This window comes from Cupriavidus gilardii (assembly GCF_008801915.1).
Lineage (GTDB): Bacteria > Pseudomonadota > Gammaproteobacteria > Burkholderiales > Burkholderiaceae > Cupriavidus > Cupriavidus gilardii.
In genome coordinates this window covers 25,886-50,826 of the sequence record NZ_VZOV01000014.1, presented here as the reverse complement: position 1 = coordinate 50,826, position 24,941 = coordinate 25,886, and the positions used below count along the sequence as shown (strand labels likewise).

Below are 24,941 nucleotides of genomic sequence, written 5' to 3'. Positions count from 1 at the left end.
GCACAAGGCGGCCCTTGCCGCCAACAACATTCCCTTCCGGGCCTTTACCTCAGGAGACTTCATGCAGCCACGCCTGCAACCCGCCGTACGCCGCCTCGCCACGGCCGTCCTGCTCGTATGCGCCGCCGCTGGCACCGCCACCTTCGCCGGCCTCGCCCACGCCGCGCCCGATGCGACGCTGCTCGAAGCAGCGCGCGCCGCGCAGCCGAAGTTGATCGAATCGCTCAAGGAGATGGTGTCGATCGAATCGGGCAGCCGCAACGCGGCCGGATTGGCGCAGATGGCGGCGTATGCCGAAAAGCGGCTGGCGGCGCTGGGCGCAACCACCGAGCGCGTCAAGCCGAAAAGCGGGGACAGTCCGATCGTCAAAGGTACGCTGACGGGCAACGGCAAGGCGCGCATCATGCTGATCGCGCATATGGACACGATCTATCCGCCCAATACGCTGGCCACGCAGCCGATCCGTCAGGATGGCAACAAGCTGTATGGGCCGGGCATCGCCGATGACAAGGGCGGCATCGCGGTGATCCTGCACGCGCTGGAAATCCTGCAGGCGCGCGGCTGGCGCGACTACGCGCGGATCACGGTGCTGCTGAACGCGGACGAGGAGATCGGGTCCGATGGCTCGGGCGAGCTGATCGCCGCGCTGGGCGAGCAGCACGACGTCGTGCTGTCGTGTGAGCCGACCGCGGCCAAGGCCGTGGTCAAGGCCGAGGCGCTGCTGCTTGGCGCCAGCGGCACCGCCAGTGCGACGATGGAGGTCAAGGGACGCGCGGCGCATGCCGGCGCCGCGCCCGAGCACGGCCGCAACGCGCTGCTCGAGCTTGCGTACCAGCTGCAGCAGACGCGCGATATCGCCAAGTCGGTTCCCGGCACGCAGCTGAACTGGACCGGCGCGCAGGCCGGCGTCGTGCGCAACCAGATCCCCGAGGTCGCGGTGGCGACCGCCGACGTGCGCACCACCGTCAAGGACGGCCCGCAACAGCTGAAGGCCGCGCTTGAGCGCAAGGTCGCCGAGAGCCGGCTGATTCCCGATACGCACACCACGGTGTCGATGGAGGTGGGCCGCCCGCCCTTCGTCGTCAACGACAAGGGCCGCGCGCTCGCGAAGCGCGCCCAGCAGATCTACGCCGAGCTCGATGGCCGCCCGCTGGCGCTGGCGGAAGGAACGGGCGGCGGCACCGACGCGGGCTATGCCGCACTGTCGGGCAAGCCCGCGGTGGTCGAGAGTTTTGGTCTGGCCGGTTTCGGCTACCACGCGCGCGACGAGTACATTGAAATCGACTCGATCGTGCCGCGGCTGTATCTGATGACGCGCATGCTGCAGGAAATCGGCAAGCAATAGCGCGGCAGTCTTCCACGGCATTGCCGTTTCGCAGTCGTTCCGTTCAAAACGCGCGCCATAACTTTTTTCAAATGCGCCCGCCGGCCAAACCGGCGGGCGCATTTTTTTGCGCAACGCTGCGCAAGCCGCCAACGCAAGTTTTGCAAGGCGTGCAGGGATTGTCTGTCGGATTCACAACGTAGGGCACACGCTGGCGCGGAATCGGATCGGCACGGCCGTTGCTAGAGCTACAGACGCGTCGCCGGCGGCTCGCCGTACGGCGTTTTCCGCTCACCCCACAATGGAGTTTCCATGGACACCTTGACCGATCTGCTCGATGCCAAGGGCTGCCCGCTGGGCCAGCAACATTTCACTTGGAAGGACCTGGTCCAGGCGCCGATCAGCAAGCTGGACGACGACGCATTTACCCGCGTCCGCATCATTTTGATGAATGGCATCGAATCCGATGCGCTGCGGCTCAAGCACATCATGTCCCGCTGCAATCGGGAATTGCGGATTCCGCTCGCGCAAATCCGCCGCGTCGAGCATCACCAGGCCACGATGATCAACTGGCTGATCGGCGCCGATCATTCCCCGCTGGAAACCACGATCGCCTACGAGCAGGTGGCCATCGAGGTCACCGCGGCGGTCGCGCAGACCGAGCCCGATCCGTACCAGGCGCAGGCCTATCGCTTCGGCCTGCTCGAGGACTTCGATCACCTGTACCGCTATAGCGCGCTGCTCGACCGGCTCGAAGGCAAGGACGCGAATGCGATCACGCAGGGCCATACCGACATCGTGCCGGGACGCTCGACCTGGGTCGAACACCGCGCGCCGCAGGACGATGTGCGCGAGAGCTACGACCGCGCCAACGCCGCGTTGATCACCAAGATCCACGCCGCGATGATTACCGCGGCCGAGTACCAGACCCACGACTACTACATGAACATCGGGCCGCTGTTCACCGACCCGCTGGCGCGACAGTTGTACGCCGAGATCGCTTCGATCGAGGAACAGCACGTGACCCAGTACGGCTCGCTGATGGACCCCGACGAAAGCCTGATCGAGAAATGGGTGATCCACGAAGCGATGGAGGCTTACAACTACTACAGCTGCGTGCAGCAGGAGAGCAACCCGCGCATCAAGGCGATCTGGGAACGCTTCCTCGACTACGAGCTGGGCCATCTGCATGTCGCGTGCGAAATGCTCAAGCGCCATGAGAATCGCGACCCGGCCGAGATTCTCGCGGGACCGCTGCCCAAGCCGATCGACTTCGCCAGCCAGCGCGATTTCGTGCGCAAGGTGCTCGCGGACGAGGTGGACCTGCGTGCCAACGGCATGGACTTCGTGCCGCTCGACAAGGACAGCCCCGCGTCGATCGAATACCGCCGCGTGATGAACGCCGACGGCTCGCCGTCGCAGCTGGTATCCGCCGGCTATGTGTGGACGCCCGGCACCGAACTGGCCCGGATGCACACCGCCGCCTGAGGCGATCGCTGAAGCCGCCAACAGGCCATCACGCTGGACAAGCGGACTGGACAACTGAAATCGGAGAGAACGCATGCAACAGACTACCCAGATGGGCGTCAACCGTACCGGCGCGCAGATGTCGCCGATCGACACCGAGACCATGGAGCGTTATGCCGACAACATGGGACCGGACAGCGGTATCGACGATATGAACGTACCGGCCGAATCGCAGCCGGCCGCGGAGATGCGCGCCCAATATATCGACGAGGCAGACCCGGTCGGTTCGGTGCCGCTGCCCGGTACGCTCAAGGGCGCGATGAGCACGACGATGGACAAGCTGACCGGCAATCGTCCCGAGGTGCTGATCGACAAGCTAGGCGAGCGCCTGGCGTTCGAACGCACCGGCACGCGCCTCTACGAGCTGATGATCGCCAAGTGCAAAGAGATGGATACCAGCGCGGTCGATCCCGACGTGCTCGGCACGCTGATGCATTTCCATGATGAAGAGGCCGAGCACTTCGCGATGGTCGACGAGACCATGCGGGCGATCGGCGCAGACCCGACGGCGGTCACGCCTTGCGCCGACGTGGCGGGCGTCACCGCGATGGGAGTGCTGCAGACCATCGCCGATCCTCGCACGAACTTCGCGCAGTGCCTCAATGCGCTGCTGACCGCGGAAATGACCGACAACGCCGGTTGGGAACTGCTGATCAAGCTCGCGACCGAGACCGGCCATACCGAGATGGCACAGAAGTTCCAGCAGGCGCTGACGGAGGAGGAGCAGCATATGGCCACGATCCGGCAGTGGCTGGAGCGTGCAGTCATCACGGAAGCGACGTAAGACGAGGCGCACCAGCACCAGCACCAGCACCAGCACCGGCGCCGGTTGCCGCGGCGAACCCGCGGCACCGCCGCCTCAAGGAGGGCGCATGAAGGAAATGTTCCATCGCGACCATCTGATCGCCGCGCACGCGGTGCCGGTCGGCGCCAGTTCGGGCGTGCGCTACGGCTACCAGGGCGAGATCCTGCCGGCCGGCGCGCGCGCGGCCACGACGCAGGAGGACTTGCCGGCGTCCTTCGCCTCCGATGTCGAGACGGCGTTCGACAACGCGGCCACCGCGATCGAGGCCTGCCTGCTCGAGGGCCGGCGGCTGATCGATATCCGGCTCGACGGCGCCGACACGCCGGCGGCATCGTCCGACCCGGCCCGGGCGCCTGGCTCGGGCAACAGTAACCAGAGGAGCATGCAATGACCCAGAAGCAGACCGACCAAGGCAAGAGCGGATCGAGCGGCAAGGGCGCCGCGCAGGGTGGCAAGGGCGGAGAAGGCGGACGCGAGGAGCCGAGCCCGATCGACGTGCAGAAGTCCCTGAAGGGCATCGACTTTCCCGCCACCAAGGACGACATCCTCTCGCGCGCCCGCGACGGCGGCGCCAGCGAAGAGGTCATGGCCGAACTGGAGCAACTGCCCGAGCGCGACTACGATTCCCCTGCAGAGATCTCGCGGGAGTTGGGCAAGCTGCATTGAAGCTGATGCGCTCGACGCGCGGCATGGGCGGTGGAGCGCGAAGGTGAAGCTCAGGTACACCTTCTGCTGCGACTTTTCGCAAAAGCGCGCTGCGGTCTTGCGGCGCGCTCATCGATTGTCTAGATTGGCCCGTCTACCGTGGAGGGGCCAGCATGCGCACGATCAACCTGGATGAAGCTTCCGCCGACTTGCCGCATCTCGTCGAGATGGCGGCGCAAGGGGAGTCGTTTGTCATCGCGAAAGGCGGCAAGCCAATGGTCAGGGTCGTTCCGGTCCAGGCCATCCATCGCTCCGGTGAAAAGCGGATCGGCATTCTGCAGGATCGGTTCCACGTTCCCGAGGATTTCGACCGGCTGTGCAGTGATGAAATCGAAGTACTCTTCACTGGCCGGATATGAAGCTGCTTTTCGTCTAGCCTTACGACACCGCCTCCAACACCGGCGCCACTACCGGCCGCGGTCCGGGAAACGAATCGCGATAACCCATTTCCGGATCGCGCGCGAATATCTCGGCGGCCCAATCGACGAAGACGCGCACCTTGGCCGACAGGTTCCGGTTCTGCGGATACATGGCCGAGATCGGCATGACCTCTTCCTGCCAATCGCCCATGATTTCGACCAGCCGGCCGCTTTCCAGATACGGTTGCGCCATCACACGGGAAATGACGGCGATACCGTGGCCTTCCAGCGCGCAGCCGATATAGACCTCGGGATCGTTGGTCGAGATGGCCGACGGCAGCAGCAATTCATGGCGTTCGTCGCCGCGCGTCAGAATCCATGGCATCTCGCGGCCGGTGCGCGTCGACAGATAATTGATTGCGCGATGCTGCATCAATTCTTCCGGCGTGGTGGGCGTGCCGTGCTGCTTCAAATAAATAGGCGAGGCGTAGAACGCCAGGCGCAATTGCCCGATGCGGCGCGCCACCATCGTATCGTCGACGGTATCGCCGACCCGAATGACCACGTCGACGCCTTCCTTCAGCAGATCGATCGGTTTGCCATTGATCGTCAGTTCGACCTTCAGGTCCGGATAGCGCGCGAAGAACTCATGCAGATTGGGCACCAAGGCCAGGCGCGCCAGCCCGCCGACCGTGTCGACCCGCAGCGTGCCGCGCGGGGTCTGGTTCTGATGCGTCAGCGATTGCTCGGCTTCGTCGACATCGGCCAGAATGCGGACGCACCGTTCGTAATAGGCGGCGCCTTCCGACGTCACGCTGATCCGGCGCGTGGTCCGGTGCAGCAGCTTGACGCCGAGATGCGTTTCCAGATTCTGGATCAGCCGGGTCAGCGTAGCCTTGGGCAAATCGAGCGATTCTGCCGCGCGCGCGAAACTACCGACATCGACGACGCGGGTAAAGGCTTGCATTGAGACGAAGCGGTCCATGGCGGCTGTCCAATAAGAAAGCCATAGCGAGCGGACAGTGCCGCGCGGCTGGCGAGGGCGAATGTTACTCACTCTGCGAGGCGTATGCACGGTAGGGTCTTTCATTGGCATAACCGCAACAGTGGAGCGGTTATTGGCCGAATGGGGACGATCTACCGGAACGAACTCGGGGCCGGCGCGATTATTCCATCCGCAGAATAGTGCGTTGGCAAACTGCGCCTTTATCCCGCCTACGTCAATCACCATAATTCGGTGCAACGCAACATGCAAACCATGCGTCGAGCCGTTTCCGGCGGCCGCGCAACGGAACCCAGACCATGACCAAGCCGACGCAAGATACCGCTTCCCAGCCCGCCCAGGCCGGCGCCGCGGCGCGCGTGGTGCGGCATGAGATCGCCAGCGGCGAGCGCACCATTGCTGTGCACGTGTGTTATCCCGCCGGATATCCGACCGCCTGGGCGCCGTCTCCGCTGCCATGGTTGCTCTATCTGCATGCCGGCAGCTTCGTCGACGGCGGCATCGAGAAGGCGGCCCATCTGACCCGCCAGCTTGCCGGCGCGGTGCCGGCGGTGGTCGTGGCGCCGGAATACTCGCTGGCTCCGGACCATCCGTTCCCGGCTGCACCGGAAGACGCCTTCAATACCGCCGAATGGGTATTGCGCCAGGCGCGCCGGCTCAAGGTCGACAAGATGCGTTTCTCGCTGGTCGGCGAGGAAGCCGGCGGCAATCTGGCGATTGCGGTGGCGCAGATGCTGCGCGATCGCGGTCTGCCGGCGCCGCGCGCGCAATGGCTGATCCGCCCGGTCACCGACCCCTGCCTGCAGCACGCCTCCTGCGCCGGCCAGGCGCACGTGCCGCTGGAAACGCTGCAGCGCATGGCGGTCTGCTATCGCGATTACCTGCCGACGCCCGCGGCGTCGGTCCATCCCTACGCCGCGCCGGCGCATGCGATGCGTCTGGCCGGCCTGCCGCCGACGCTGATCCAGGTGGCCGAGCTCGATGCCCTGCGGCCCGAAGGCGAGGCCTTCGGACGCAAGCTGCTCGACCGCGGCGTGGCGGCGGAAACCCGAATCATGCCCGGCGCTTGCGGCGCCGGTGTCGAAGCATCCCACGACCGATGTCAGGTATGGGTCGATGAAGGCGCGCGCTTTCTGCGAGAACGTTTCGCGGACAGCGACGAAGCCTCGCCACAGGCCGAACGCCGGCCGGCAGCCAAGCCTTCCGGTTGGGCGCCGTGACGTGCCCGCGGCCGCGCCGGTGCTGACACGCTAGCGCGGACCGCCATTCGAGAAGTCAGCCGCGTGTGAATGTCTCCGGACCCCGCGTCGGCGCCCCAGGGTTTGCATACCCGCAAGGCGTCGAACGGGCCCGGCGGGCGGCGTTCGTCCTTTTGCTTTTCCGGTTGAAGAAAACCCGAAACGGAGTGAAGAAATGAAGCTGCAATCCCGACGTAGCCTGATCGCCGTCGCCATCGTGATCGTGCTGGGCACCGGCCTGGCGACCACGGTGCTGCGCCCCTGGCATGCCGGCGAGGCACAAGCCGTGCCGAGCCCCGCCCCCAGCGCGGCGGCGGTCGATGTCGCCGCCGCCATCGGCAAGACCATCACCGAGTGGGACGAATTCTCGGGCCGCCTGGAGGCGATCGATCGCGTCGAGGTGCGGCCGCGCGTCGGCGGCACCATCGATGCGGTGCACTTCCGCGAAGGCGCGATGGTCAAGAAGGGCGATCTGCTGTTCACCATCGACCCGCGTCCGTACGCGGCCGAGGTGGCACGCGCCGAAGCCGCGCTGGCCGCTGCGCAGGTGCGCGCCAGCCATGCGCAGAGCGAGCAGGTGCGGGCGCAGCGGCTGCTGGACGACAACGCGATCTCGCGCCGCGAATTCGACGAACGGATCCACGCGGCGCGCGAGGCGAACGCCAACGTGCGCGCCGCGCAGGCGGCGCTCGATTCCGCCAGGCTGAACCTGGCCTACACCCGCATCACCTCGCCGGTGACCGGCCGCGTCTCGCGCGCGGAGATCACGGTGGGCAATCTGGTCGCGCCGGGCGCCAATTCCCCGGCGCTGACCACGGTGGTGTCGGTGTCGCCGGTGTACGCCAGCTTCGAGATCGACGAGCAGAGCTATCTGCGCTACACGGCGCCGGGCGCCGCGGGCGGCGCCAACGGCAAGGGCATGGCGGTCTATCTGGGCCTGGCCAACGAGGAAGGCCATCCGCACGAGGGCCGCATCCAGTCGGTCGACAACCGGCTCGATCCGCGCAGCGGCACGATCCGCGTACGGGCGGTGTTCGACAACCCGGACGGACGCCTGCTGCCGGGGTTGTACGCCAAGGTCAAGCTCGGCGGCAATGCGCCGCATGACGCGGTGCTGATCAACGACCGTGCGATCGGCACCGACCAGGGCAAGAAGTTCGTGCTGGTGGTCGACAAGGACAACAAGCTGAACTATCGCGAAGTCCAGATGGGGCCCAACTATGACGGTCTGCGCGTGATCCGGTCCGGCCTGAAGGCGGGCGAGGTCATCGTGGTCAATGGCCTGCAGCGCGTGCGGCCGGGCGACACCGTCGCGCCGACGCCGGTGCGCATGGCGCTCAAGCGCGAGCTCGAGCGTGGCAATGCCACCGAGAAGAGCGCGGACAACCAGCCCGAGCAGGCGAAGAAGGAGTCGGTCGGATGACGTTTGCCAGCCTGATTTTCTCGCCTCGCCCGCTTGCGGGGGAGGGAGAACCTCCCCCGCCTGCCGCGACATCCTGAGCTGATCTAGCCAGCTGCATCGCCCAAATGCGTTTCCATGGCGTCCACACGGACCGCCAGGGGGCTCCCTTTTTTATCGAGACCCGTCATGAACCTCTCGAAATTCTTTATCGACCGGCCGATTTTCGCCGGCGTGCTATCGGTGCTGATCTTCCTGATCGGCGCGATCGCCATGTTCAAGCTGCCGATTTCCGAGTACCCGGAAGTCGTGCCGCCGTCGGTCGTGGTGCGCGCGCAGTATCCGGGCGCCAACCCGAAGGTGATCGCTGAAACCGTCGCCTCGCCGCTGGAAGAGCAGATCAACGGCGTCGAGGACATGCTGTACATGTCGTCGCAGTCCAACAGCGACGGCCTGCTGACGCTGACCGTGACCTTCAAGCTGGGCACCGACCCCGACAAGGCACAGCAGCTGGTGCAGAACCGCGTGTCGCAGGCCGAGCCGCGCCTGCCCGAGGACGTGCGCCGGCTCGGCATCACGACCGTCAAGAGCTCGCCCGACCTGACCATGGTGGTCCACCTGGTCTCGCCGAACGATCGTTATGACATGACCTACCTGCGCAACTACGCGGTGATCAACGTCAAGGATCGTCTGGCCCGTATCCAGGGCGTGGGCCAGGTGCAGCTGTTCGGATCGGGCGACTACGCGATGCGCGTCTGGCTCGATCCCGAGAAGATGGCCGAGCGTCAGCTCGCCGCCAGCGACGTGGTGCGCGCGATCCGCGAGCAGAACGTGCAGGTGGCGGCCGGCGTGATCGGCGCCTCGCCGTCGCTGCCGGGCACCGACCTGCAACTGTCGGTCAACGCCCAGGGCCGCCTGAACTCCGAGGAGGAGTTCGGCGGCATCATCGTGCGCACCTCGCCGGACGGCGGCGTGACCTATCTGCGCGATGTCGCCCGCATCGAGCTGGGCGCGTCCGAGTACGCGCTGCGCTCGCTGCTCGACAACAAGCCGGCGGTCGCGATTCCGATCTTCCAGGCGCCGGGCTCGAACGCGATCCAGATTTCGGACGACGTGCGCAAGACCATGGAAGAGCTCAAGGAGAACTTCCCGGACGGCGTCGACTACAGCATCGTCTACGACCCGACGCAGTTCGTGCGGCACAGTATCGAGGCGGTCACGCACACGCTGTTCGAGGCGATCGCCCTGGTGGTGCTGGTCGTGATCCTGTTCCTGCAGACCTGGCGCGCATCGATCATCCCGCTGCTGGCGGTGCCGGTATCGATCGTCGGCACGTTCGGCCTGATGTACGCGTTCGGCTTCTCGATCAATGCGCTGTCGCTGTTCGGTCTCGTGCTGGCGATCGGTATCGTGGTCGACGACGCGATCGTGGTGGTCGAGAACGTCGAGCGCAATATCGAGCAGGGTCTGTCGCCGAAGGAAGCCACCTACCAGGCGATGCGCGAAGTCAGCGGTCCGATCATCGCGATCGCGCTGGTGCTGTGCGCCGTGTTCGTGCCGCTGGCCTTCATGACGGGCCTGACCGGCCAGTTCTACAAGCAGTTCGCGCTGACGATCTCGATCTCGACGATCATCTCGGCGTTCAACTCGCTGACGCTGTCGCCGGCGCTGTCCGCGCTGCTGCTGCGCAGCCATGATGCACCGAAGGACTGGCTGTCGCGCGCGATGGACCGCGTGCTGGGCGGCTTCTTCAAGCGCTTCAACCGCTTCTTCGGCGCCAGTTCCGAGCGCTACGGGAAGGGCGTCAAGGGCGTGGTCCGCCGCAAGGGTGCGGTGTTCGGCGTCTACGCGGTGATGCTGGTGCTGACCTGGGGCATCTTCCAGCTGGTGCCGAAGGGCTTCGTGCCGGCGCAGGACAAGCAGTACCTGGTCAGCTTCGCCAAGCTGCCCGACGGCGCGACGCTGGACCGCACCGAGGACGTGATTCGCCGCATGTCCGAGATCGCGCTGAAGCATCCGGGCGTGGAATCGGCGGTGGCGTTCCCGGGCCTGTCGATCAATGGCTTCACCAACAGCCCGAGCGCCGGCATCGTGTTCGCCACGCTCAAGCCGTTCGAGGAGCGCAAGTCCGAAGACCTGAGCGGCAACGCCATCGCGGCGCAGCTGAACCAGCAGTACGGAGCGATCCAGGACGCGTTCATCGCGGTGTTCCCGCCGCCCCCGGTGCAGGGCCTTGGCACCATCGGCGGCTTCAAGCTGATGATCGAGGACCGTGCCGCGCTCGGCTACGACGCGCTGTTCGCGGCGACCAACGCGTTTGCCACCAAGGCGCGCGCGACGCCCGAACTGGCCGGCATCTTCAGCAACTACCAGGTCAACGTGCCGCAGCTGGACGTCCAGCTCGACCGCGTCAAGGCCAAGCAGCTCGGCGTGCCGGTGACGGACGTGTTCGACACGCTGCAGACCTATCTCGGTTCGGCCTACGTCAACGACTTCAACAAGTTCGGCCGTACTTACCAGGTCAAGGTGCAGGCGGATGCCAGCTACCGCCAGCATGCCGAGGACATCCTGCAGCTGAAGACGCGCAACGCCGCCGGCGAGATGGTGCCGCTGTCGTCGCTGGTGCAGGTCAAGCAGAGCTTCGGCCCGGACAGCGTGGTGCGCTACAACGGCTTTACCGCCGCGGACATGAACGGCGGACCGGCGCCCGGCTTCTCGTCGGGCCAGGCGCAGGCCGCGGCCGAGCGCATCGCCGCGGAGACGCTGCCGAAGGGCATCAAGTTCGAATGGACCGAGCTGACCTATCAGGACATCCTGGCCGGCAATGCGGGCGTGTGGATCTTCCCGCTGTGCGTGCTGCTGGTGTTCCTGGTGCTGGCCGCGCAGTACGAAAGCCTGACGCTGCCGCTGGCGGTGATCCTGATCGTGCCGCTGTCGTTGCTGGCCGCGCTGACCGGGGTCTGGCTGACGCGGGGGGACAACAACATCTTCACGCAGATCGGCTTCATCGTGCTGGTCGGGTTGTCGGCGAAGAACTCGATCCTGATCGTGGAGTTTGCCCGCGAACTGGAGCATCAGGGCCGCACCATCGTGCAGGCCGCGATCGAGGCGAGCCGCCTGCGCCTGCGCCCGATCCTGATGACCTCGTTCGCTTTCATCATGGGTGTGGTGCCGCTGGTGGTGTCGACCGGTGCCGGCGCGGAGATGCGCCATGCGATGGGCGTGGCCGTATTCGCCGGCATGCTGGGCGTGACGTTCTTTGGCCTGTTCCTGACGCCGGTGTTCTATGTGGCGCTGCGCAAGCTCGCCACGCGCGGCAAGGCCGAGCCGGAGCCGGCGCCCGAGGCGCAACCGGAACGCGCGGTGGCATTGGCTGAACCGCAACACTGAGTACGAGGGTGGTGTGCTCCCCCCTCTCCCGCTTGCGGGGGAGGGGCTGGGGCGAGGGAAGCAGCAGTCGATGAACGACAACGCAACGATGAGCGCCGCTGTCCCTCTCCCCGACCCTCTCCCGCACGCGGGAGAGGGAGAACACCGCAGGCACATGCCAACGATATCGAATCAAGGAACAACGACATGACAGCAAACCTGCAATCGTGGATGCCGCGGCTGGCGACGCTGGCCGCCGCGCTGGTGCTGGCAGGCTGCTCGCTGGCGCCGACCTACAAGGTGCCGGAAACCGCGACCATGCCGGCCTTCAAGGAGGCCGAGGCCGCGCAGGCCGAAGGCGCGCAATGGAAAGTGGCCACACCGGCCGAGGGTGCCGAACGCGGCCAATGGTGGAAGCTGTTCGGCGATGCGGAGCTGGACCGCCTGATCGAAGCGGCCAACAGCAATAACCAGGACCTGGCCGCCGCCGCCGCGCGCGTCAAGCAGGCACGCGCCTTTACCGGCGTGGCCGAGGCCGACCTCTATCCGCAACTGAGCGTGGGTCTCGATCCGACCCGGTCGCAGCCGTCGGCAGCGTCGCTCGGCTTGCCCGACGGCACGCCGGTATCGCCGCGCACCGTGCTGCGTGCACGTGCCATCGCCAGCTACGAGGTCGACCTGTTCGGCCGCGTGGCCGACAGCGTGCGCGCCGCGCGTGCCGAGGGCGAGGCCGCCGAGGACCTGTTCCGCTCGGTGCAGCTGACGCTGCAGGCCGATGTCGCGCAGGCCTACTTCACGCTGCGCACGCTCGACGCCGAGCGTCAGCTGCTGCGCGCCACCATCGCGCTGCGCGAGGACGCGGTGCGCCTGCTCAAGCGCCGTTTCGATGCCGGCGAAACCACCGACCTGGACCCGGCACGCGCCGAGGCCGAACTCGGCACCGCGCGTGCCGATCTGGCCGACGTCGAACGCCGTCGCGCCAATCAGGAGCATGCGCTGGCCGTGCTGACCGGCGTGCCGCCGGCCCAGTTCGCGCTGGCCGAGCGGCCGTTCGATGCCGCGCCGGTCGCGATTCCGGCGGGCCTGCCGTCCGAATTGCTCGAGCGCCGGCCCGACATCGCACAGGCCGAGCGTCTGATGGCCGCGGCGAACGCACGCATCGGCGTCGCCAAGTCGGCCTTCTTCCCGCGCATCTCGTTGACCGGCGTGTTCGGCTTCGAATCCAGCGAGCTGTCCAACCTGTTCCGCTGGTCCTCGCGCGCCTGGCTGCTCGGTCCGCTGATCGGCTCGACCATTGCCGCGCCGATCTTCGACGGCGGCCGCAACCGCGCCAATCTGGCGGCGGCACGCGCCCAGCATGAGGAAGCGGTGGCAGCCTACCGGCAGACCGTGCTGGTGGCGTTCCGCGAGGTGGAGGACGGGCTGGCCGACGTCCGCTGGCTGTCGCAGCAGGCGAGCGCGCTCGACAGCGCGCTGGCCGGCGCGCGCCGCGCGCAGCGGATCTCGCGCAGCCGCTACGACGCCGGCGCGGTCGACTATCTGACCGTGATCGATGCGGACCGTACGGTGCTGCAATCGCAGCGCGCGGCCAATCAGGTGGCGGGCCTGCGCGCCGCCGCGACGGTGGCGCTGGTGCGGAGCCTGGGCGGCGGATGGGGTCCGGTGCAGGCGCCGAGCGACGCGGCGGCACGTTGATCGCGGCGAGGCAATAACGCAGAACGGCCGCTGCCTGCGTGAAGCAGGCAGCGGCCGTGCCGCAACAAGAGGCCGGTCTTTCACCGGCCTTTTTTTCATCAAAGCATCATGCCGCCCGAGGCCTCGACGCGTTGCGCGTTGATCCAGCCAGTACCGGGTGCGAACAATGCCGCCACGACGGCGCCGATGTCGTCCGGCTTGCCGGGCCGGCCCAATGCGGTCACGGAGGATACGAAGGCATTGACCTCCGCGTTGTCGCGCACGGCGCCGCCGCTGAAGTCGGTCTCGATGGCACCGGGCGCCAGCGTGTTGACACTGATGCCGCGCTCGCCCAGCTCCCTGGCCAGATAGCGCGTCAGCACTTCGACGCCGCCCTTCATCGTCGCGTAGGCCGAGTAACCCGGCAGCGCAAAGCGGGCCAGGCCGGTCGACACATTGAGGATGCGCCCGCCGTCCGCAATCAGCGGCAGCAAGGCCTGCGTCAGGAAGAACGGTGCCTTCAGATGGATGCGCATCAGTTCGTCGAACTGGTCTTCGGTGGTTTCGGCAAAGCTCGCATGCAGGCCGATGCCGGCGTTGTTCAACAGGAAGTCGAAACGGTTGCGGCCCCAGCCGGCCAGTACGGACTCGACCTGCGCGGCGAAGCCGGCGAAGGTCCGGCTGTCGCCGACGTCCAGTTGCAGCGCGGCGGCGCGCCGGCCCAGCCCCTCGATTTCCGCGACGGCACGCTCGGCCTCGGCACGTTGGCCCCGGTAGGTCAGGATCACGTCGGTGCCCTGGCGGGCGAGGTGGATCGCGGCATTGCGGCCGAGGCCGCGGCTGCCGCCGGTGATCACGGCGATGGTGGAGGTAGTGGTCATCAAGTGGACTCCGGTGGAAGTTCGGGTTTGCGTTTCGGATGCGGTCGCGCCGCATGTGCCCACTTTATTGATTCGACGGGACCGCATAAACTGCCGACATGTGGCAGCTATGTTTGCAATACGTAAACAATTGACCAACGATCCGCCCCATGGATTCCCTCGACACGCTGCGCATCGTTCTGCGCGTCGCCGAACTCGGCGGTTTCGCCCGGGCCGCCGACAGCCTCGCGCTGTCGAAGGCCGCGGTATCGATCGCCGTGCAGCGGCTGGAGGCCAGCCTTGGCACGCAACTCTTCCATCGGACCACGCGCCGGGTCCAGCTGACCGCGGACGGGCAGGCGTTCTACGAGCGTGCGCGGGATCTGCTCGACGACATGGACGAGTTGCACGGCATGTTCCAGCGCGACGGTGGCGCGCTGAAGGGCCGCTTGCGTGTCGACATGCCGGCGGGCATGGCATCGCGCTTCGTGATTCCGCGACTGCCGGAATTCCTCGACCGGTATCCCGAGCTGTCGATCGAGATCAGCGGCACCGACCGTCGCGTCGATGTCGTGCGCGAAGGCTTCGACTGCGTGGTCCGCGTCGGCACGCTCGACGACAGCAGCCTGGTGGCGCGGCCCCTGGGGGCGATACGGCTGATCAACTGTGCCAGTCCGGACTATCTGCGTCGCTATGGCACGCCGCGCAGCATCGAGGACCTTCGCGATCATCGGCTGGTGCACTACGCCGGCACGTTGGGGCAGCGCCCGCTCGGATTCGAATATCCGGACGGCGGCGGCCATGCGGCATTGCCGATGGCGGGCAGCGTCACCGTCAACAACGGCGCCGCCTACGAAGCCGCGGCCATGGCAGGGCTTGGCATCATCCAGGTACCCGCCATGGCGATGCAGTCAAGGCTGGCCGCGGGGGAGCTGGTCGAAGTCCTGCCGGACTGTCCACCGCCGCCGATGCCCGTGACACTGCTCTATGCGCAGCGGCGCAATCTGCCGCGGCGCGTGCGCGTCTTCATGGACTGGATCGCGCAGGTCCTCGAACCGCATCTCGAACCGGTGCCGTCAAGCCCGCGCAGCGCCTTGCCGGCATGAACCGTTGATGTCCGGCGACGGCGGCCTGCTTGGTGAATTGCACACGCTGCTGCGGTACAGTCGAGGCCATGAGCAAGCCCCGTCCCACCGAGCCCGCCCACGACCATGGTGATGCCGCGCTGCGGCAGCGCGCCGCGCGCCGCAGCACGCTGGTCAGCGTGGCCGTCAATCTGGTCCTGACCGCGGCCCAGGCCATTGCCGGCGTCCTGGCTGGCTCGCAGGCGCTGCTGGCCGATGCGGTGCATTCGCTGTCGGACATGCTGTCCGATTTCATCGTGCTGTTCGCCGGCGTGCATAGCGGCAAGGGGCCCGACGAAGACCACCAGTACGGCCACCAACGCTTCGAGAACGCGGCTTCGCTGGCGCTCGGCGTGCTGCTGCTGGCGGTCGGCGTGGGCATGCTGTGGTCGGCTGCCGGCAAGGTGGAACCCGCCGCCGACACGCCGCCGGTCGGCATGGTGGCGCTGTGGGTGGCGCTCGGCACGCTGGTGTTGAAGGAATCGCTGTTCCGCTATCTGCTGGCGGTCGCGCACCGCGTTCGCTCGAGCATGCTGGCGGCGAACGCGTGGCATTCGCGCTCGGACGCCGCGTCGTCCCTGGTGGTCGCGCTCGGCATCGGCGGTAGCCTGCTCGGCTACCGCTGGCTCGACCCCGTCGCCGCGATGGTGGTCGGCCTGATGATCATCCGCATGGGCTGGCGTTTCGGCTGGAACGCGATGCAGGACCTGATGGACCGCGGCGCCGACGCGCAGACGGTCGAGGCGATCCGGCACAGCCTGTTGTCGACCCCCGGCGTACTGGGCGTGCACAACCTGCGCACCCGCAAGATGGGCGACCTGATCCTGGTCGACGTGCACTTGGAGATGGAGGCGATGCTGACCGTCGAGCAGGGCCACGCCATCGCGATGGAGGCCCGCCGGCGCGCGATGGAGAATCGCGACGTGCTCGACGTGATGACCCACATGGACCCGGTCCGCCGCGGCGGCGCCACGATGGACCGCGCGGCCGGCTAGCGCTTGCGCAGCGGCGCAAGCAGATGCGACAGGCCGTTGTGGTCGAGCTCCTGCATCAACGCCAGCAGCCGCCCGATTTCGCCGGGCGGAAATCCTTCGCGCGCAAACCAGTTCAGGTAGTTGCCCGGCAGGTCGGCGATCAGCCGGCCCTTGTATTTGCCGAACGGCATGGTGCGGGTGACGAGGAGTTGGAGGTCTTCGGGTTGCATGGCGGCTGCGAGCAGTTCGGCCGGGATGGGAACGCTTGTCGAACTGTTCGGGTGAGTCGGCGAGAACTACAATCGTATCCGACATGCCATCCATGGAACCGTCCACCAGCTCGATCGCAGCCCAGCAGGCGATGCGTGTCGCCCTGCTAGGCGCTCTCGGCCGCTGCCACGACGCCATCGATGCCGCCTTTGTATTCGGCTCGTTGGCACGCGGTGCTGCGGCTCCTGGCAGCGATGTCGACGTCTTCATCGTCGGCGACATCGATTTCAGAGAAGTCGTACGACTTTTCTATCCGGTCGAAGGTACGCTCGGTCGTGATGTCAATCCGGTGGTATTGACAGCGCGGGCATGGCGGACCCGGGTAAGCGAGCGTGATCCCTTTCTCTCCGACGTGCTGACCAGGCCGAAGTTGTTCCTGATCGGAAGCGAGCATGTCCTTGCAGAACTTGGTGGGGATCAGTCTCGACGTGGTGGTCCCGGATCGGAGGCACATCAGGCGACTTCTGGCTGCGGTCAGGCGAAATCTCGCTGATGCCCATATCGAGGGTCTGAGCAACGAGAACCGCTTCGATGTCGCCTACAAGGCGATCATGCAACTCTCCATGCTTGTGTTGCATGCCTGCGGATACCGTACGCTGACTAGCCGCGCTGGGCATCATCGTACGGCGATCCAGGCCTTGCAAGTGGCCATGGGACTACCGGTTGAACGACTGATCGTGCTGGACACCTTGCGCAAGCAGCGCAATGCCACGGACTACTCCGGAGATACCTTGCCTCCCGCACTGGTAGTCGAATGCATCGAGGCAGGCAAGGCATTGCTTGGCGACGTCTTGCACTGGCTGCATGCCGAGAAGTCGGAATTGCTCTCCTAGGCCATCAAGGATCCGAGGCGACTCTGCAGTGCCATCAACCAGCTTCGACCCCCGCCGCAGCCGTAGGCAGCGACGGACGAGTCCGCTCCAGCCGCACGCTCCAGGCCGCGACCGCCAGTGCCGATAGCGGGGCCAGCGCGGCGACCCAGGGCAGGGCGGTCAGGCCCGGTCCGTGGTCGATCACCATGCCGCCGAGCCAGGCGCCAAGTGCATTGCCGAGATTGAAGGCGGCGATGTTGAAGCTCGATGCCAGATTCTGGCCCGGGCCGCGCGCGTGCCGCAGCACGCGCAGTTGCAGCGGCGACACCGTGGCGAAGGCGGCGATGCCCAGGATGCCGACGAAGGCGACCACCGCGAACTGGTTGTGGATGGCGAAGGTCATCAGCGCCAGCACCGAGGCCAGCGACGTGAGCGTGGCGAGCACCGCGGCGACCGGACGGCGGTCGGCCAGCCGGCCGCCGAGCAGGTTGCCGACGATCATGCCGGCGCCGAACAGCAGCAGGATCGGCGACACCGCCGCCTCGCCATAGCCGGCCACCTTCGTCAGCAGCGGCTGCACGTAGGTGATCACCGCGAAGATGCCGATGGCCTGCAGGATCGTCATGGCAAGGCCCAGCATCACCTGCGGGCGCACCATGGTCGCCAGTTCGTCCTTCAGCGAGGCGGGCGCGCTGTGGTCGCGGCTGGCCTTGACCAGCATGCCGATCACCACCAGCGATACCAGCCCGATCAGCGTCATCGCCCAGAACGTCGAACGCCAGCCCAGATGCAGCCCGAGCCAGGCGCCGGCGGGCATGCCGAGCAGCGTCGCCAGCGTCAGGCCGGAGAACATCACCGAGATTGCCGAGGCGCGGCGGTCTTCCGGCACCAGCCCGGTCGCCACCACGGCGCCGACGCCAAAGAAGGTGCCATGCGTCAGCGACGTGATCACGCGGGCGATCATCAGCGTGGTGTAGTCCGGCGCCAGTGCGCAGGCCGCATTGCCGACGGTGTAGATCACCATCAGCGCCAGCAGCACCGCCTTGCGCGGCATGCGCCGCGTCAGCAGCGTCAGGATCGGCGCGCCGGCGGCGACGCCGAACGCGTAGCCGGACACCAGCATGCCGGCCGAGGCAATGGACACGTGCAGATCGGCGCTGACCTGCAGCAGCAGGCCCATGATCACGAATTCGGCGCAGCCGATGCCGAAGGAGCCGGCGGTCAGCGCGTAGAGCGCCAGCGGCATGCCGGCGCGCGCAGGCTTCGCAGTGGGGTTGTTAGTGGGCGGGATGGTGGCGGTAGGCGGGGCGGCCATGACAACTCTCCTATTGGAAGGCCCGCAGTTTGCCCGTCCCCATCTTTTTGAAAAACCGGCGGTATCATGAATCAGTTTCAATATTTGATTGATAATCATGGACCGTATCGGCGATATCGCGCTGTTCCTGCGCGTGCTGGACCTGGGCTCGATCAGCGCAGCGGCGCGCAGTCTCGATCTGTCGGTGGCCGTGGCCAGCCAGCGCCTGAAGCGGCTGGAACAGGATCTGGGCGTGCGGCTGCTGCATCGGACCACCCGCAGGCTGCACGCGACGCCCGAAGGCGCGGCGCTTGCCGAGCAGGGCCGGGGGCTCGTCGAGGAACTGGAGGCGCTTGGCAGTTCGTTGCGCCGGGCCGGTGGCGAGGTCACCGGTACGCTGCGGGTGACCACGGCGTCGTCGTTTGGCCGCCAGTACCTGTCGCCGTTGTTGCCCGAATTCATGGCGCGGCATCCGCAACTGCGGCTGAACATCCATCTGGACGACCGCGTGGTGGATCTGGTCAGCGCCGGCTTCGATCTGGCGGTGCGCATCGGTGCGCTCGACGATTCGACGCTGGTGGCCCGCAAGCTCGCCAACAATCGGCGGCTGCTGTGCGCGTCCCCGGAATATCTGCGCCGTCATGGCACGCCGCGCACGCCCGACGACCTGTCCCGGCACGAATGCCTGGTGCTGGTGGGAAGCCAGGGGCGGCAGGACCTGTGGCGGCTGGAGGACCCCGACGGCCGCGAGATCGCGGTACGGGTACGAGGCCGGATCGAGGCCAATACCGGCGAATTGCTGTCGGACGCGGCGCTGGGCGGGCTCGGCATCGCGCTGCATTCGTACTGGCATGTCTGCGCGATGTTGCGGGCCGGCCAGCTGGTGCAGGTGTTGCCGGACTACCAGATCGCGGACACCGGCATCTATGCGGTGATGCCGCAGAGACGGCTGGTGCCGCCCCGTGTGCGGGCACTGGTTGATTTCCTGGCCGAGCGCTTCGGCGATGTTCCGCCGTGGGAACGTGGCGGCGGACTCAAATGATCGCGTGCGCGGCGCCGATCTGCTCGATAACAAATCGCACCCGTGCAGCCACGTCGGCCCGCGGCAGCTCGACCAGCGCATAACCGCAATCGCGATACGCCTGCGCGACGGCATCAAAGGTGCGCTCGGCTTCGTCCAGCGATTGCTTGCGCTCGGCGTCCTGCCGATAGATTTCCGGCCAGGGCGGTGCGATGAAGACCTGTTGCCGATAGCGAAACGCGGCGGCGGCCCGCAGCAGATGCTCCGGCACCGGCAGTTCGCACAGCCGCAGATAGCCGATGACGTCCGGCACGCCGCGATCGAACAATACCGGGCCCGCTTGCCGCTGCCCCATGCGATAGGACCTCAGTTCCCAGCCGAGCATCGCCTCGGCGAAGGCCTGCCGGTCGCGCCACGGCAACGCGGGGCCGTCGATCGCGACCTGATCCTGGATGATGCCGCGGCCCGCTTCTTCCGAGCGGGCGTAGCCTTGCTGCTCGAGCGCATCGATCAGCGTGCTCTTGCCCGAGCCCGGGCCGCCGGTGAAGACGATCAACCGGGCGGTATTGTCGGCGCCGCGGGCGGCGGCATGGCGGCCCGTCAGGACCATGTCTTGTGCTGACATTGCTCCTTCCTCAAGTTGGGAGTATGGGGTGCTTCGGTTCGGCGCACTCGCGCCGCGACTACTTCGACGTGGCGATGCGCGCCGTCAACAGCGGGTAGGGATTGATGGCGCCGGCCGGCGTATAGATGCCGTAGTGCAGATGCGGCGGCGTACCGCGCGCGTTGCCGGTATTGCCGACATAGCCGAGCACGGTGCCCGGCATGACGCGATCGCCAGGCGCGATCTCGCCATAGCGGTCGAGGTGGGCGTAGTAGTGCATCTGCCGGCCCGGTCCCATGACCCAGACGACCTGGCCGCCGAGATTGTTGGTGCCGACGCGGGACACGATGCCTTCGGTCGCCGATACGACTTCGCGTCCGCGCGGCGCGAAGATGTCGATGCCCTGATGCTGGCGGCCGCCCGAGCGCGCGGCATTCCAGGTATCGCGCAAGGCGTTGGCCGATACGCCGGCGACCGGTATCGGCAGCGCTTTGGGCGCTGGCATCGCGGCAAGGCGCATGCCGTAGAACAGGCGGTCCAGCACGGGCTGGACGCGCGGCCAGGCCCACCAGGCGGCTGCCGCGAAGACAGCGACCCACAACCACCCCGAACGCCTGCGCAGGATCGACACGGGGATCAGCCTGCCGCGGGGTTTGCCGATCCGCGCGGACTCAGGCTGTTGCCCTGGTGGTCGCGATCGACACGCCGGCTTGCAGTGTAAGCGTGACTGGCGTCTTGCCGGCGATTTCCAGCAACCGTTCCCATTGCGCGTCGCTCAAGGCCGCCGACGTGTGCAGCGTGCGCTCGATGCGCGTATCGCCGTCACGGTTCTTCAGCAGCGTCAGCTCCACGCGAAGATCGCCGAGGTCCCAGCCCTTGCGGTCCGCATACATCCGCAGCGTGATCGCGGTGCACGCGCCCAGCCCGGTCAGCACATAGTCGTACGGAGCCGGCCCGGCATCCTGCCCGCCGGCCTTCGCCGGTTCGTCGGACACCAGCTGATGCTTGCCGGTGATGATCTCGTGCCGGTAATTCGGTCCGGCGGCGCGGACGCTGGCGTGGGAAACCGGGGTCATGGCGGGTGGCTCCTGTCGGGTCGGTTCACGAAATTGGCTGACATCGCGGGGCGAACACTGTCCTGGCCGCGCGAATCCACCGGGCATTTTATGCCTCAATTCGTCGTCAACACCCGCACCGGGCCGCGCCGCTCCAGCATGTCCACGACGACATGCCGGCCCGAGCGCCGCAGCGCGACGTCGGCCGAGCCCCCGCCGACCGCGAGGTTGCGGAAGACCACCTCGTCGAGGAAAGCCGGCAGAGCCGGCTCGTCGAAGGTGATATGCACGCGTTCGGTGTCGAAGCCCAGCCCCAGGCTGGCCTGCAGCATGTACAGCGGTGCGGCCGCGGCCCAGGCCTGCGGGATGCAGGCGACCGGATAGAAGGTCGGGCCCTGCGTGCCCTGGCGCGGAAAGCCGCAGAACAGCTCGGGCAGGCGCCGCAGGTCGATATAGGTGGACGCCGCGAACAGGCCCTCGAAAATCCGTGCCGCCTCGCGATGGAAGCCGTAGCGCGCCATGCCTCCGGCGATCAGCGCATTGTCGTGCGGCCAGACCGAGCCGTTGTGATAGCTCATCGGGTTGTAGCGCGCCTCGTTCGACGCGACGGTACGCACGCCCCATCCGCAGAACGACGTTCCCGACATCAGCGTGCGGACCACCGCGGGCGCGCGTTCGGGAAACGCGATGCCGGTCAGCAGCGCATGACCCGCATTCGACGTGCGCACTCGGCAGGGGCGCTTGTCGCCGTCGAGCGCGAGCACATAGGTGCCAAGCGCCTCGTCGAAGAACTCCGCATCGAACGCCGCGCGCAGCGCCTCGGCGCGCGCCGCGCATTGGGTCGCACGCTCGGTCATGCCCAGTTGCGCGGCGATGTCGGCGCCGGCCTGCCAGGCGCCGTAGACGTAAGCCTGGACCTCGGCCAGCGCGATGGGACCCTTGGCCAGCGTGCCGTCCGCATGGAAGACCGAGTCCTGACTGTCCTTCCAGCCCTGGTTGACCAGCCCTTCGGTCGTGCGCCTGCCGTACTCGACGAAGCCGTCGCCATCGCGGTCGCCATAGCGCTCGATCCACTGCAGGGCTGCCTCCAGGTTCGGCCACAGCCGCTGCAGCGTGCCGAGGTCTCCGGTGCGATGCAGATAGGCGCCGGCCAGCATCACGAACAGCGGCGTCGAGTCGATGCTGCCGTAGTAGCGGCGGAACGGCACCTCGCCCAGTTCGGCCATTTCGCCGTGCCGCACCTCGTGCAGGATCTTGCCGGGCTCGGCATCGGCGGCGGCATCGTTGTCGGTGGCCTGGTTGGCCGCCAGATAGCCGAGCACGCCGCGCGCGATATTGGGGTCCAGCCAGAGCGTCTCGAGCGCGGTGATCAGCGCGTCGCGGCCGAACACGGTGCTGAACCACGGAATGCCCGCGTAGGGATAGGGACCTTGCGGCGTATCGGTGATCAGCATGTACAGATCGGACACGCTGCGCCGGACCGCCTCGTTGAAGATCTCGTTCGACGTGACGATCGACGCCGCGCGCGAGGCCGAGTTGCGCAGGGCCCGCCGGGCATCGCGCAGCGCGCTGAAGAACGTGCAGCGCGTCTGCTGCGGAATCTCGCCGATGCCGCAGCGGATCTCGACGAACAGCAGCCGTGCCTCCTTCGGCTGCAGCTCCATCGTGAACCTGGCGCAATTGCCGCTCAGCCGGGTCGGCGCCGGATCGAACAGCAGCGCGGTGTGCCGGCTCTGCTGGTCCAATCCGGTATAGCCGAGAATGACCCGATTGTTCGTGATGCGGGGCGGGTGGTGTTCACCGCGGCGTTCGCGCTTCGAGCCGCGGACTTCGAACAGGTCGGCGAAGTCCGCGGCAAACGCCAGTTCGAGCTGGATGCGGCGCGGCTTATCGTCGAAGTTGCGGATCAGCAGCCGCTCGTAGCACGTCGCATTCCACAGGAAGCGCGAGCGGCGCAGATGCAGCACGTCGTGTTCGACTGTCAATTGGCCATCGCCATCGAACAGATCGGGATTGGTCAGGTCGCAGGTCAGCGTCGCGTTGTCGTCGCGCAGCGTCGACGACAGCAGCATCGGCCGCGCGCCATCGATCGACAGGAACAGGTGCGACAGGTGGCGGCAATCCCGATGGAACACGCCCTCGGGACTGCCGGGACCGGACAGCGCATCGCCATTGTGGTCGAACACCGCGAAGGTGTCGCCATGCTTGAGCGTGCGCGGCCTTCGCTCTTGCAGAGACGCGGCGGCCGGGATGAAGAACTGGGCGAGCTGGGTACCGCCGGGCCCGCTGGGCGCCGGCGCGTGGGTAGCGGCAACAGTGCTGGCGGTTGGCATCGTCGCGATCCTTTGCGGTTCAGGCGAGGGCGCGCAGACCGACGCGATCGCTGCCGATCGCGCCGCCCACCGTTGCACCCATGGCACGGCGCAGCAGCGCACCGGCGTTCAGGTCGGCCAGGCTGCGATAGATCTCGACATACCGCTGCGCCATTTGTTCCACGGTGAAGCGGCGCTCGAAGGTGGCGCGGATCCGGCCTCGGTCCAGTTCGTCGATGCGTCCGACCGCTTCCGCCGCCTGCTCGATGTCGTCGACGATAAAGCCGGTCACGCCTTCGTCGATGACTTCGGGCACCGAGCCGCAGCGATAGGCGATCACCGGTGTGCCGCAGGCCATCGCCTCGATCATCACCAGGCCGAACGGCTCCGGCCAATCGATCGGGAACAGCAGCGCGCGCGCATTGCCCAGGAATTCGGCCTTCTGGTGCTCGTTGATTTCGCCGATGAACTTGACCTTCGGATGCGCGGCGATCATCGGCGCGATGACCTCGTCCCAATAGGCCTGGTCGGCCTTGTCGATCTTGGCGGCGATCTTCAGCGGCATGCCGGTGCGCGCGGCGATTTCGATCGCCCGGTCGGGCCGCTTTTCCGGCGAGATGCGGCCGAGGAAGGCCAGATAGCCGCCCTTGGGCTCGGCACTGAACGGCAACAGGTCGCGCGGCAGGCCATGGTGCACCGTGCCGACCCAGTTGACGGGCGGCATCGGCCGGCGCTGGTCGTCGGAGATCGACACCAGCGGGAATTCGGGAAATGCACGATAGAAGGGAACCAGATCGGGCAGGTCGAGCCGGCCATGCAGCGTCGTGACGGTGCGCTCGGCAATATCGCGGATCAGCGGGAAATGCAGCAGATCGATGTGGAAGTGCAGCACGTCGAAGTCATCGGCACGCCGACGGACCTCGTCCAGCATCATGATGTGATAGGGAATCGGGTCTTTCACCCGGGGATCGAGCCGTAGCGCGATGTCGGAGCCGCGTACCAGCTTCGCGGCGGTCCTGGAGTCGCCGCTGGCGAACAGGGTCACGTCGTGACCCTGGCGGACCAGCTCTTCGGTCAGATAGGACACGATGCGCTCGGTGCCGCCGTAGAGCTTGGGCGGGCAACGCTCGGCAAGCGGGGCGATCTGGGCAATCTTCATCAGCAAACCTCCTCTTCAAGCGAAGTTGACTGTCCGGAAGCCGCGTGGCCGCG

Annotated in this window: 24 protein-coding genes; 15 read left to right on the top strand and 9 right to left on the bottom strand. The window is 66.9% G+C overall.

Features of this window, described 5'->3' with window-relative positions; translation table 11 throughout:
- The first annotated feature begins 61 nt into the window (after positions 1–61).
- The 6 genes from F7Q96_RS16945 (at position 62) to F7Q96_RS16920 (ending at position 4,720) form a co-directional block, all read left to right on the top strand.
- Positions 62–1,345, top strand: coding sequence for a M20/M25/M40 family metallo-hydrolase (locus F7Q96_RS16945; RefSeq protein ID WP_082371814.1), 1,284 nt, complete (start codon positions 62–64; stop codon positions 1,343–1,345).
- A gap of 291 nt (positions 1,346–1,636) precedes the next feature.
- Positions 1,637–2,812 (top strand): hypothetical protein, encoded by a 1,176-nt coding sequence (locus F7Q96_RS16940; RefSeq protein ID WP_053824357.1) that lies wholly within the window; start codon positions 1,637–1,639, stop codon positions 2,810–2,812.
- Between the two features lie 73 nt (positions 2,813–2,885).
- The gene (locus tag F7Q96_RS16935) at positions 2,886–3,635 is read left to right on the top strand and encodes a DUF892 family protein (protein WP_053824356.1); all 750 of its coding nucleotides are present in this window, start codon (positions 2,886–2,888) and stop codon (positions 3,633–3,635) included.
- 88 nt (positions 3,636–3,723) lie between these two features.
- On the top strand, positions 3,724–4,047 hold the full coding sequence (locus F7Q96_RS16930; protein WP_053824355.1) for a hypothetical protein: 324 nt from the start codon (positions 3,724–3,726) through the stop codon (positions 4,045–4,047).
- On the top strand, positions 4,044–4,322 hold the full coding sequence (locus F7Q96_RS16925) for a DUF2795 domain-containing protein (RefSeq protein WP_006575559.1): 279 nt from the start codon (positions 4,044–4,046) through the stop codon (positions 4,320–4,322). The genes F7Q96_RS16930 and F7Q96_RS16925 overlap by 4 nt, the downstream gene beginning before the upstream one ends.
- 152 nt (positions 4,323–4,474) lie before the next feature.
- A complete protein-coding gene (locus tag F7Q96_RS16920; protein ID WP_053824354.1) occupies positions 4,475–4,720 on the top strand; it encodes a type II toxin-antitoxin system Phd/YefM family antitoxin in 246 nt (81 codons plus the stop codon).
- A gap of 19 nt (positions 4,721–4,739) precedes the next feature.
- Here F7Q96_RS16920 and F7Q96_RS16915 read toward each other — a convergent pair whose 3' ends face one another.
- The gene (locus F7Q96_RS16915) at positions 4,740–5,705 is read right to left on the bottom strand and encodes a LysR family transcriptional regulator (protein WP_053824353.1); all 966 of its coding nucleotides are present in this window, start codon (positions 5,703–5,705) and stop codon (positions 4,740–4,742) included.
- Positions 5,706–6,022: 317 nt separating this feature from the next.
- On the opposite strand from F7Q96_RS16915, the gene F7Q96_RS16910 reads away from it, so the two are divergent.
- The 4 genes from F7Q96_RS16910 to F7Q96_RS16895 all read left to right on the top strand — a co-directional run bounded on the left by F7Q96_RS16910 (position 6,023) and on the right by F7Q96_RS16895 (position 13,424).
- The gene (locus F7Q96_RS16910) at positions 6,023–6,943 is read left to right on the top strand and encodes an alpha/beta hydrolase (RefSeq protein ID WP_053824352.1); all 921 of its coding nucleotides are present in this window, start codon (positions 6,023–6,025) and stop codon (positions 6,941–6,943) included.
- A gap of 193 nt (positions 6,944–7,136) precedes the next feature.
- Entirely contained in the window at positions 7,137–8,384 is a 1,248-nt protein-coding gene (locus F7Q96_RS16905; RefSeq protein ID WP_006575563.1) for an efflux RND transporter periplasmic adaptor subunit, read from the top strand.
- Positions 8,385–8,549: 165 nt separating this feature from the next.
- Positions 8,550–11,750, top strand: a complete 3,201-nt coding sequence (locus tag F7Q96_RS16900) for an efflux RND transporter permease subunit (protein ID WP_151023007.1) — start codon at positions 8,550–8,552, stop codon at positions 11,748–11,750.
- 186 nt (positions 11,751–11,936) lie between these two features.
- Positions 11,937–13,424 (top strand): efflux transporter outer membrane subunit, encoded by a 1,488-nt coding sequence (locus F7Q96_RS16895; protein WP_053824351.1) that lies wholly within the window; start codon positions 11,937–11,939, stop codon positions 13,422–13,424.
- Between the two features lie 98 nt (positions 13,425–13,522).
- Here the strand turns inward: F7Q96_RS16895 and F7Q96_RS16890 are convergent, their stop codons facing one another.
- Positions 13,523–14,284 (bottom strand): SDR family NAD(P)-dependent oxidoreductase, encoded by a 762-nt coding sequence (locus F7Q96_RS16890; RefSeq protein ID WP_053824350.1) that lies wholly within the window; start codon positions 14,282–14,284, stop codon positions 13,523–13,525.
- Between the two features lie 149 nt (positions 14,285–14,433).
- Here F7Q96_RS16890 and F7Q96_RS16885 point away from each other — a divergent pair, with 149 nt between their 5' ends.
- The gene (locus tag F7Q96_RS16885; RefSeq protein ID WP_053824349.1) at positions 14,434–15,369 is read left to right on the top strand and encodes a LysR family transcriptional regulator; all 936 of its coding nucleotides are present in this window, start codon (positions 14,434–14,436) and stop codon (positions 15,367–15,369) included.
- Positions 15,370–15,437: 68 nt separating this feature from the next.
- Positions 15,438–16,382: a cation diffusion facilitator family transporter gene (locus F7Q96_RS16880; RefSeq protein WP_053824348.1), complete on the top strand. Its 945-nt coding sequence runs from the start codon at positions 15,438–15,440 to the stop codon at positions 16,380–16,382.
- Here F7Q96_RS16880 and F7Q96_RS16875 read toward each other — a convergent pair.
- On the bottom strand, positions 16,379–16,591 hold the full coding sequence (locus F7Q96_RS16875) for a DUF3820 family protein (RefSeq protein WP_006576618.1): 213 nt from the start codon (positions 16,589–16,591) through the stop codon (positions 16,379–16,381). The two genes, F7Q96_RS16880 and F7Q96_RS16875, sit on opposite strands and share 4 nt — an antisense overlap.
- Positions 16,592–16,683: 92 nt before the next feature.
- Here F7Q96_RS16875 and F7Q96_RS16870 point away from each other — a divergent pair, with 92 nt between their 5' ends.
- Both F7Q96_RS16870 and F7Q96_RS16865 read left to right on the top strand, forming a co-directional pair.
- Positions 16,684–17,124, top strand: coding sequence for a nucleotidyltransferase domain-containing protein (locus F7Q96_RS16870; RefSeq protein ID WP_170265877.1), 441 nt, complete (start codon positions 16,684–16,686; stop codon positions 17,122–17,124).
- A complete protein-coding gene (locus F7Q96_RS16865) occupies positions 17,024–17,464 on the top strand; it encodes a hypothetical protein (RefSeq protein WP_053824346.1) in 441 nt (146 codons plus the stop codon). The genes F7Q96_RS16870 and F7Q96_RS16865 overlap by 101 nt, the downstream gene beginning before the upstream one ends.
- A 34-nt stretch (positions 17,465–17,498) precedes the next feature.
- Here the strand turns inward: F7Q96_RS16865 and F7Q96_RS16860 are convergent, their stop codons facing one another.
- A complete protein-coding gene (locus F7Q96_RS16860; protein ID WP_053824345.1) occupies positions 17,499–18,689 on the bottom strand; it encodes an MFS transporter in 1,191 nt (396 codons plus the stop codon).
- Positions 18,690–18,855: 166 nt separating this feature from the next.
- Here F7Q96_RS16860 and F7Q96_RS16855 point away from each other — a divergent pair, with 166 nt between their 5' ends.
- Positions 18,856–19,779: a LysR family transcriptional regulator gene (locus F7Q96_RS16855; RefSeq protein ID WP_053824344.1), complete on the top strand. Its 924-nt coding sequence runs from the start codon at positions 18,856–18,858 to the stop codon at positions 19,777–19,779.
- On the opposite strand, the gene F7Q96_RS16850 is transcribed toward F7Q96_RS16855, so the two are convergent.
- From F7Q96_RS16850 to F7Q96_RS16830, 5 genes are all read right to left on the bottom strand, one after another.
- The gene (locus F7Q96_RS16850) at positions 19,772–20,368 is read right to left on the bottom strand and encodes an AAA family ATPase (protein WP_053824343.1); all 597 of its coding nucleotides are present in this window, start codon (positions 20,366–20,368) and stop codon (positions 19,772–19,774) included. The genes F7Q96_RS16855 and F7Q96_RS16850 overlap by 8 nt on opposite strands.
- A gap of 73 nt (positions 20,369–20,441) precedes the next feature.
- Positions 20,442–20,963, bottom strand: coding sequence for a M23 family metallopeptidase (locus F7Q96_RS16845; protein ID WP_053824342.1), 522 nt, complete (start codon positions 20,961–20,963; stop codon positions 20,442–20,444).
- Between the two features lie 70 nt (positions 20,964–21,033).
- The gene (locus F7Q96_RS16840; RefSeq protein ID WP_053824341.1) at positions 21,034–21,438 is read right to left on the bottom strand and encodes an OsmC family protein; all 405 of its coding nucleotides are present in this window, start codon (positions 21,436–21,438) and stop codon (positions 21,034–21,036) included.
- Positions 21,439–21,533: 95 nt separating this feature from the next.
- Entirely contained in the window at positions 21,534–23,750 is a 2,217-nt protein-coding gene (locus tag F7Q96_RS16835; RefSeq protein WP_151023005.1) for an amylo-alpha-1,6-glucosidase, read from the bottom strand.
- A gap of 19 nt (positions 23,751–23,769) precedes the next feature.
- Positions 23,770–24,888 (bottom strand): glycosyltransferase family 4 protein, encoded by a 1,119-nt coding sequence (locus tag F7Q96_RS16830; protein ID WP_053824705.1) that lies wholly within the window; start codon positions 24,886–24,888, stop codon positions 23,770–23,772.
- Positions 24,889–24,941: the final 53 nt, after the last annotated feature.

Excerpts from the sequence above, each read along its gene's own strand:
- F7Q96_RS16915 (WP_053824353.1), bottom strand. The coding sequence starts at position 5,705 with ATGGACCGCTTCGTCTCAATGCAAGCCTTTACCCGCGTCGTCGATGTC.
- F7Q96_RS16880 (WP_053824348.1), top strand. The coding sequence starts at position 15,438 with ATGAGCAAGCCCCGTCCCACCGAGCCCGCCCACGACCATGGTGATGCC.
- F7Q96_RS16850 (WP_053824343.1), bottom strand. The coding sequence starts at position 20,368 with ATGGTCCTGACGGGCCGCCATGCCGCCGCCCGCGGCGCCGACAATACC.
- F7Q96_RS16930 (WP_053824355.1), top strand. The coding sequence starts at position 3,724 with ATGAAGGAAATGTTCCATCGCGACCATCTGATCGCCGCGCACGCGGTG.
- F7Q96_RS16855 (WP_053824344.1), top strand. The coding sequence starts at position 18,856 with ATGGACCGTATCGGCGATATCGCGCTGTTCCTGCGCGTGCTGGACCTG.
- F7Q96_RS16860 (WP_053824345.1), bottom strand. The coding sequence starts at position 18,689 with ATGCCGCTGGCGCTCTACGCGCTGACCGCCGGCTCCTTCGGCATCGGC.
- F7Q96_RS16890 (WP_053824350.1), bottom strand. The coding sequence starts at position 14,284 with ATGACCACTACCTCCACCATCGCCGTGATCACCGGCGGCAGCCGCGGC.
- F7Q96_RS16875 (WP_006576618.1), bottom strand. The coding sequence starts at position 16,591 with ATGCAACCCGAAGACCTCCAACTCCTCGTCACCCGCACCATGCCGTTC.
- F7Q96_RS16895 (WP_053824351.1), top strand. The coding sequence starts at position 11,937 with ATGACAGCAAACCTGCAATCGTGGATGCCGCGGCTGGCGACGCTGGCC.
- F7Q96_RS16865 (WP_053824346.1), top strand. The coding sequence starts at position 17,024 with ATGTCCTTGCAGAACTTGGTGGGGATCAGTCTCGACGTGGTGGTCCCG.
- F7Q96_RS16900 (WP_151023007.1), top strand. The coding sequence starts at position 8,550 with ATGAACCTCTCGAAATTCTTTATCGACCGGCCGATTTTCGCCGGCGTG.
- F7Q96_RS16870 (WP_170265877.1), top strand. The coding sequence starts at position 16,684 with ATGGAACCGTCCACCAGCTCGATCGCAGCCCAGCAGGCGATGCGTGTC.
- F7Q96_RS16940 (WP_053824357.1), top strand. The coding sequence starts at position 1,637 with ATGGACACCTTGACCGATCTGCTCGATGCCAAGGGCTGCCCGCTGGGC.
- F7Q96_RS16835 (WP_151023005.1), bottom strand. The coding sequence starts at position 23,750 with ATGCCAACCGCCAGCACTGTTGCCGCTACCCACGCGCCGGCGCCCAGC.
- F7Q96_RS16935 (WP_053824356.1), top strand. The coding sequence starts at position 2,886 with ATGCAACAGACTACCCAGATGGGCGTCAACCGTACCGGCGCGCAGATG.
- F7Q96_RS16840 (WP_053824341.1), bottom strand. The coding sequence starts at position 21,438 with ATGACCCCGGTTTCCCACGCCAGCGTCCGCGCCGCCGGACCGAATTAC.
- F7Q96_RS16830 (WP_053824705.1), bottom strand. The coding sequence starts at position 24,888 with ATGAAGATTGCCCAGATCGCCCCGCTTGCCGAGCGTTGCCCGCCCAAG.
- F7Q96_RS16945 (WP_082371814.1), top strand. The coding sequence starts at position 62 with ATGCAGCCACGCCTGCAACCCGCCGTACGCCGCCTCGCCACGGCCGTC.
- F7Q96_RS16925 (WP_006575559.1), top strand. The coding sequence starts at position 4,044 with ATGACCCAGAAGCAGACCGACCAAGGCAAGAGCGGATCGAGCGGCAAG.
- F7Q96_RS16905 (WP_006575563.1), top strand. The coding sequence starts at position 7,137 with ATGAAGCTGCAATCCCGACGTAGCCTGATCGCCGTCGCCATCGTGATC.
- F7Q96_RS16885 (WP_053824349.1), top strand. The coding sequence starts at position 14,434 with ATGGATTCCCTCGACACGCTGCGCATCGTTCTGCGCGTCGCCGAACTC.
- F7Q96_RS16910 (WP_053824352.1), top strand. The coding sequence starts at position 6,023 with ATGACCAAGCCGACGCAAGATACCGCTTCCCAGCCCGCCCAGGCCGGC.
- F7Q96_RS16920 (WP_053824354.1), top strand. The coding sequence starts at position 4,475 with ATGCGCACGATCAACCTGGATGAAGCTTCCGCCGACTTGCCGCATCTC.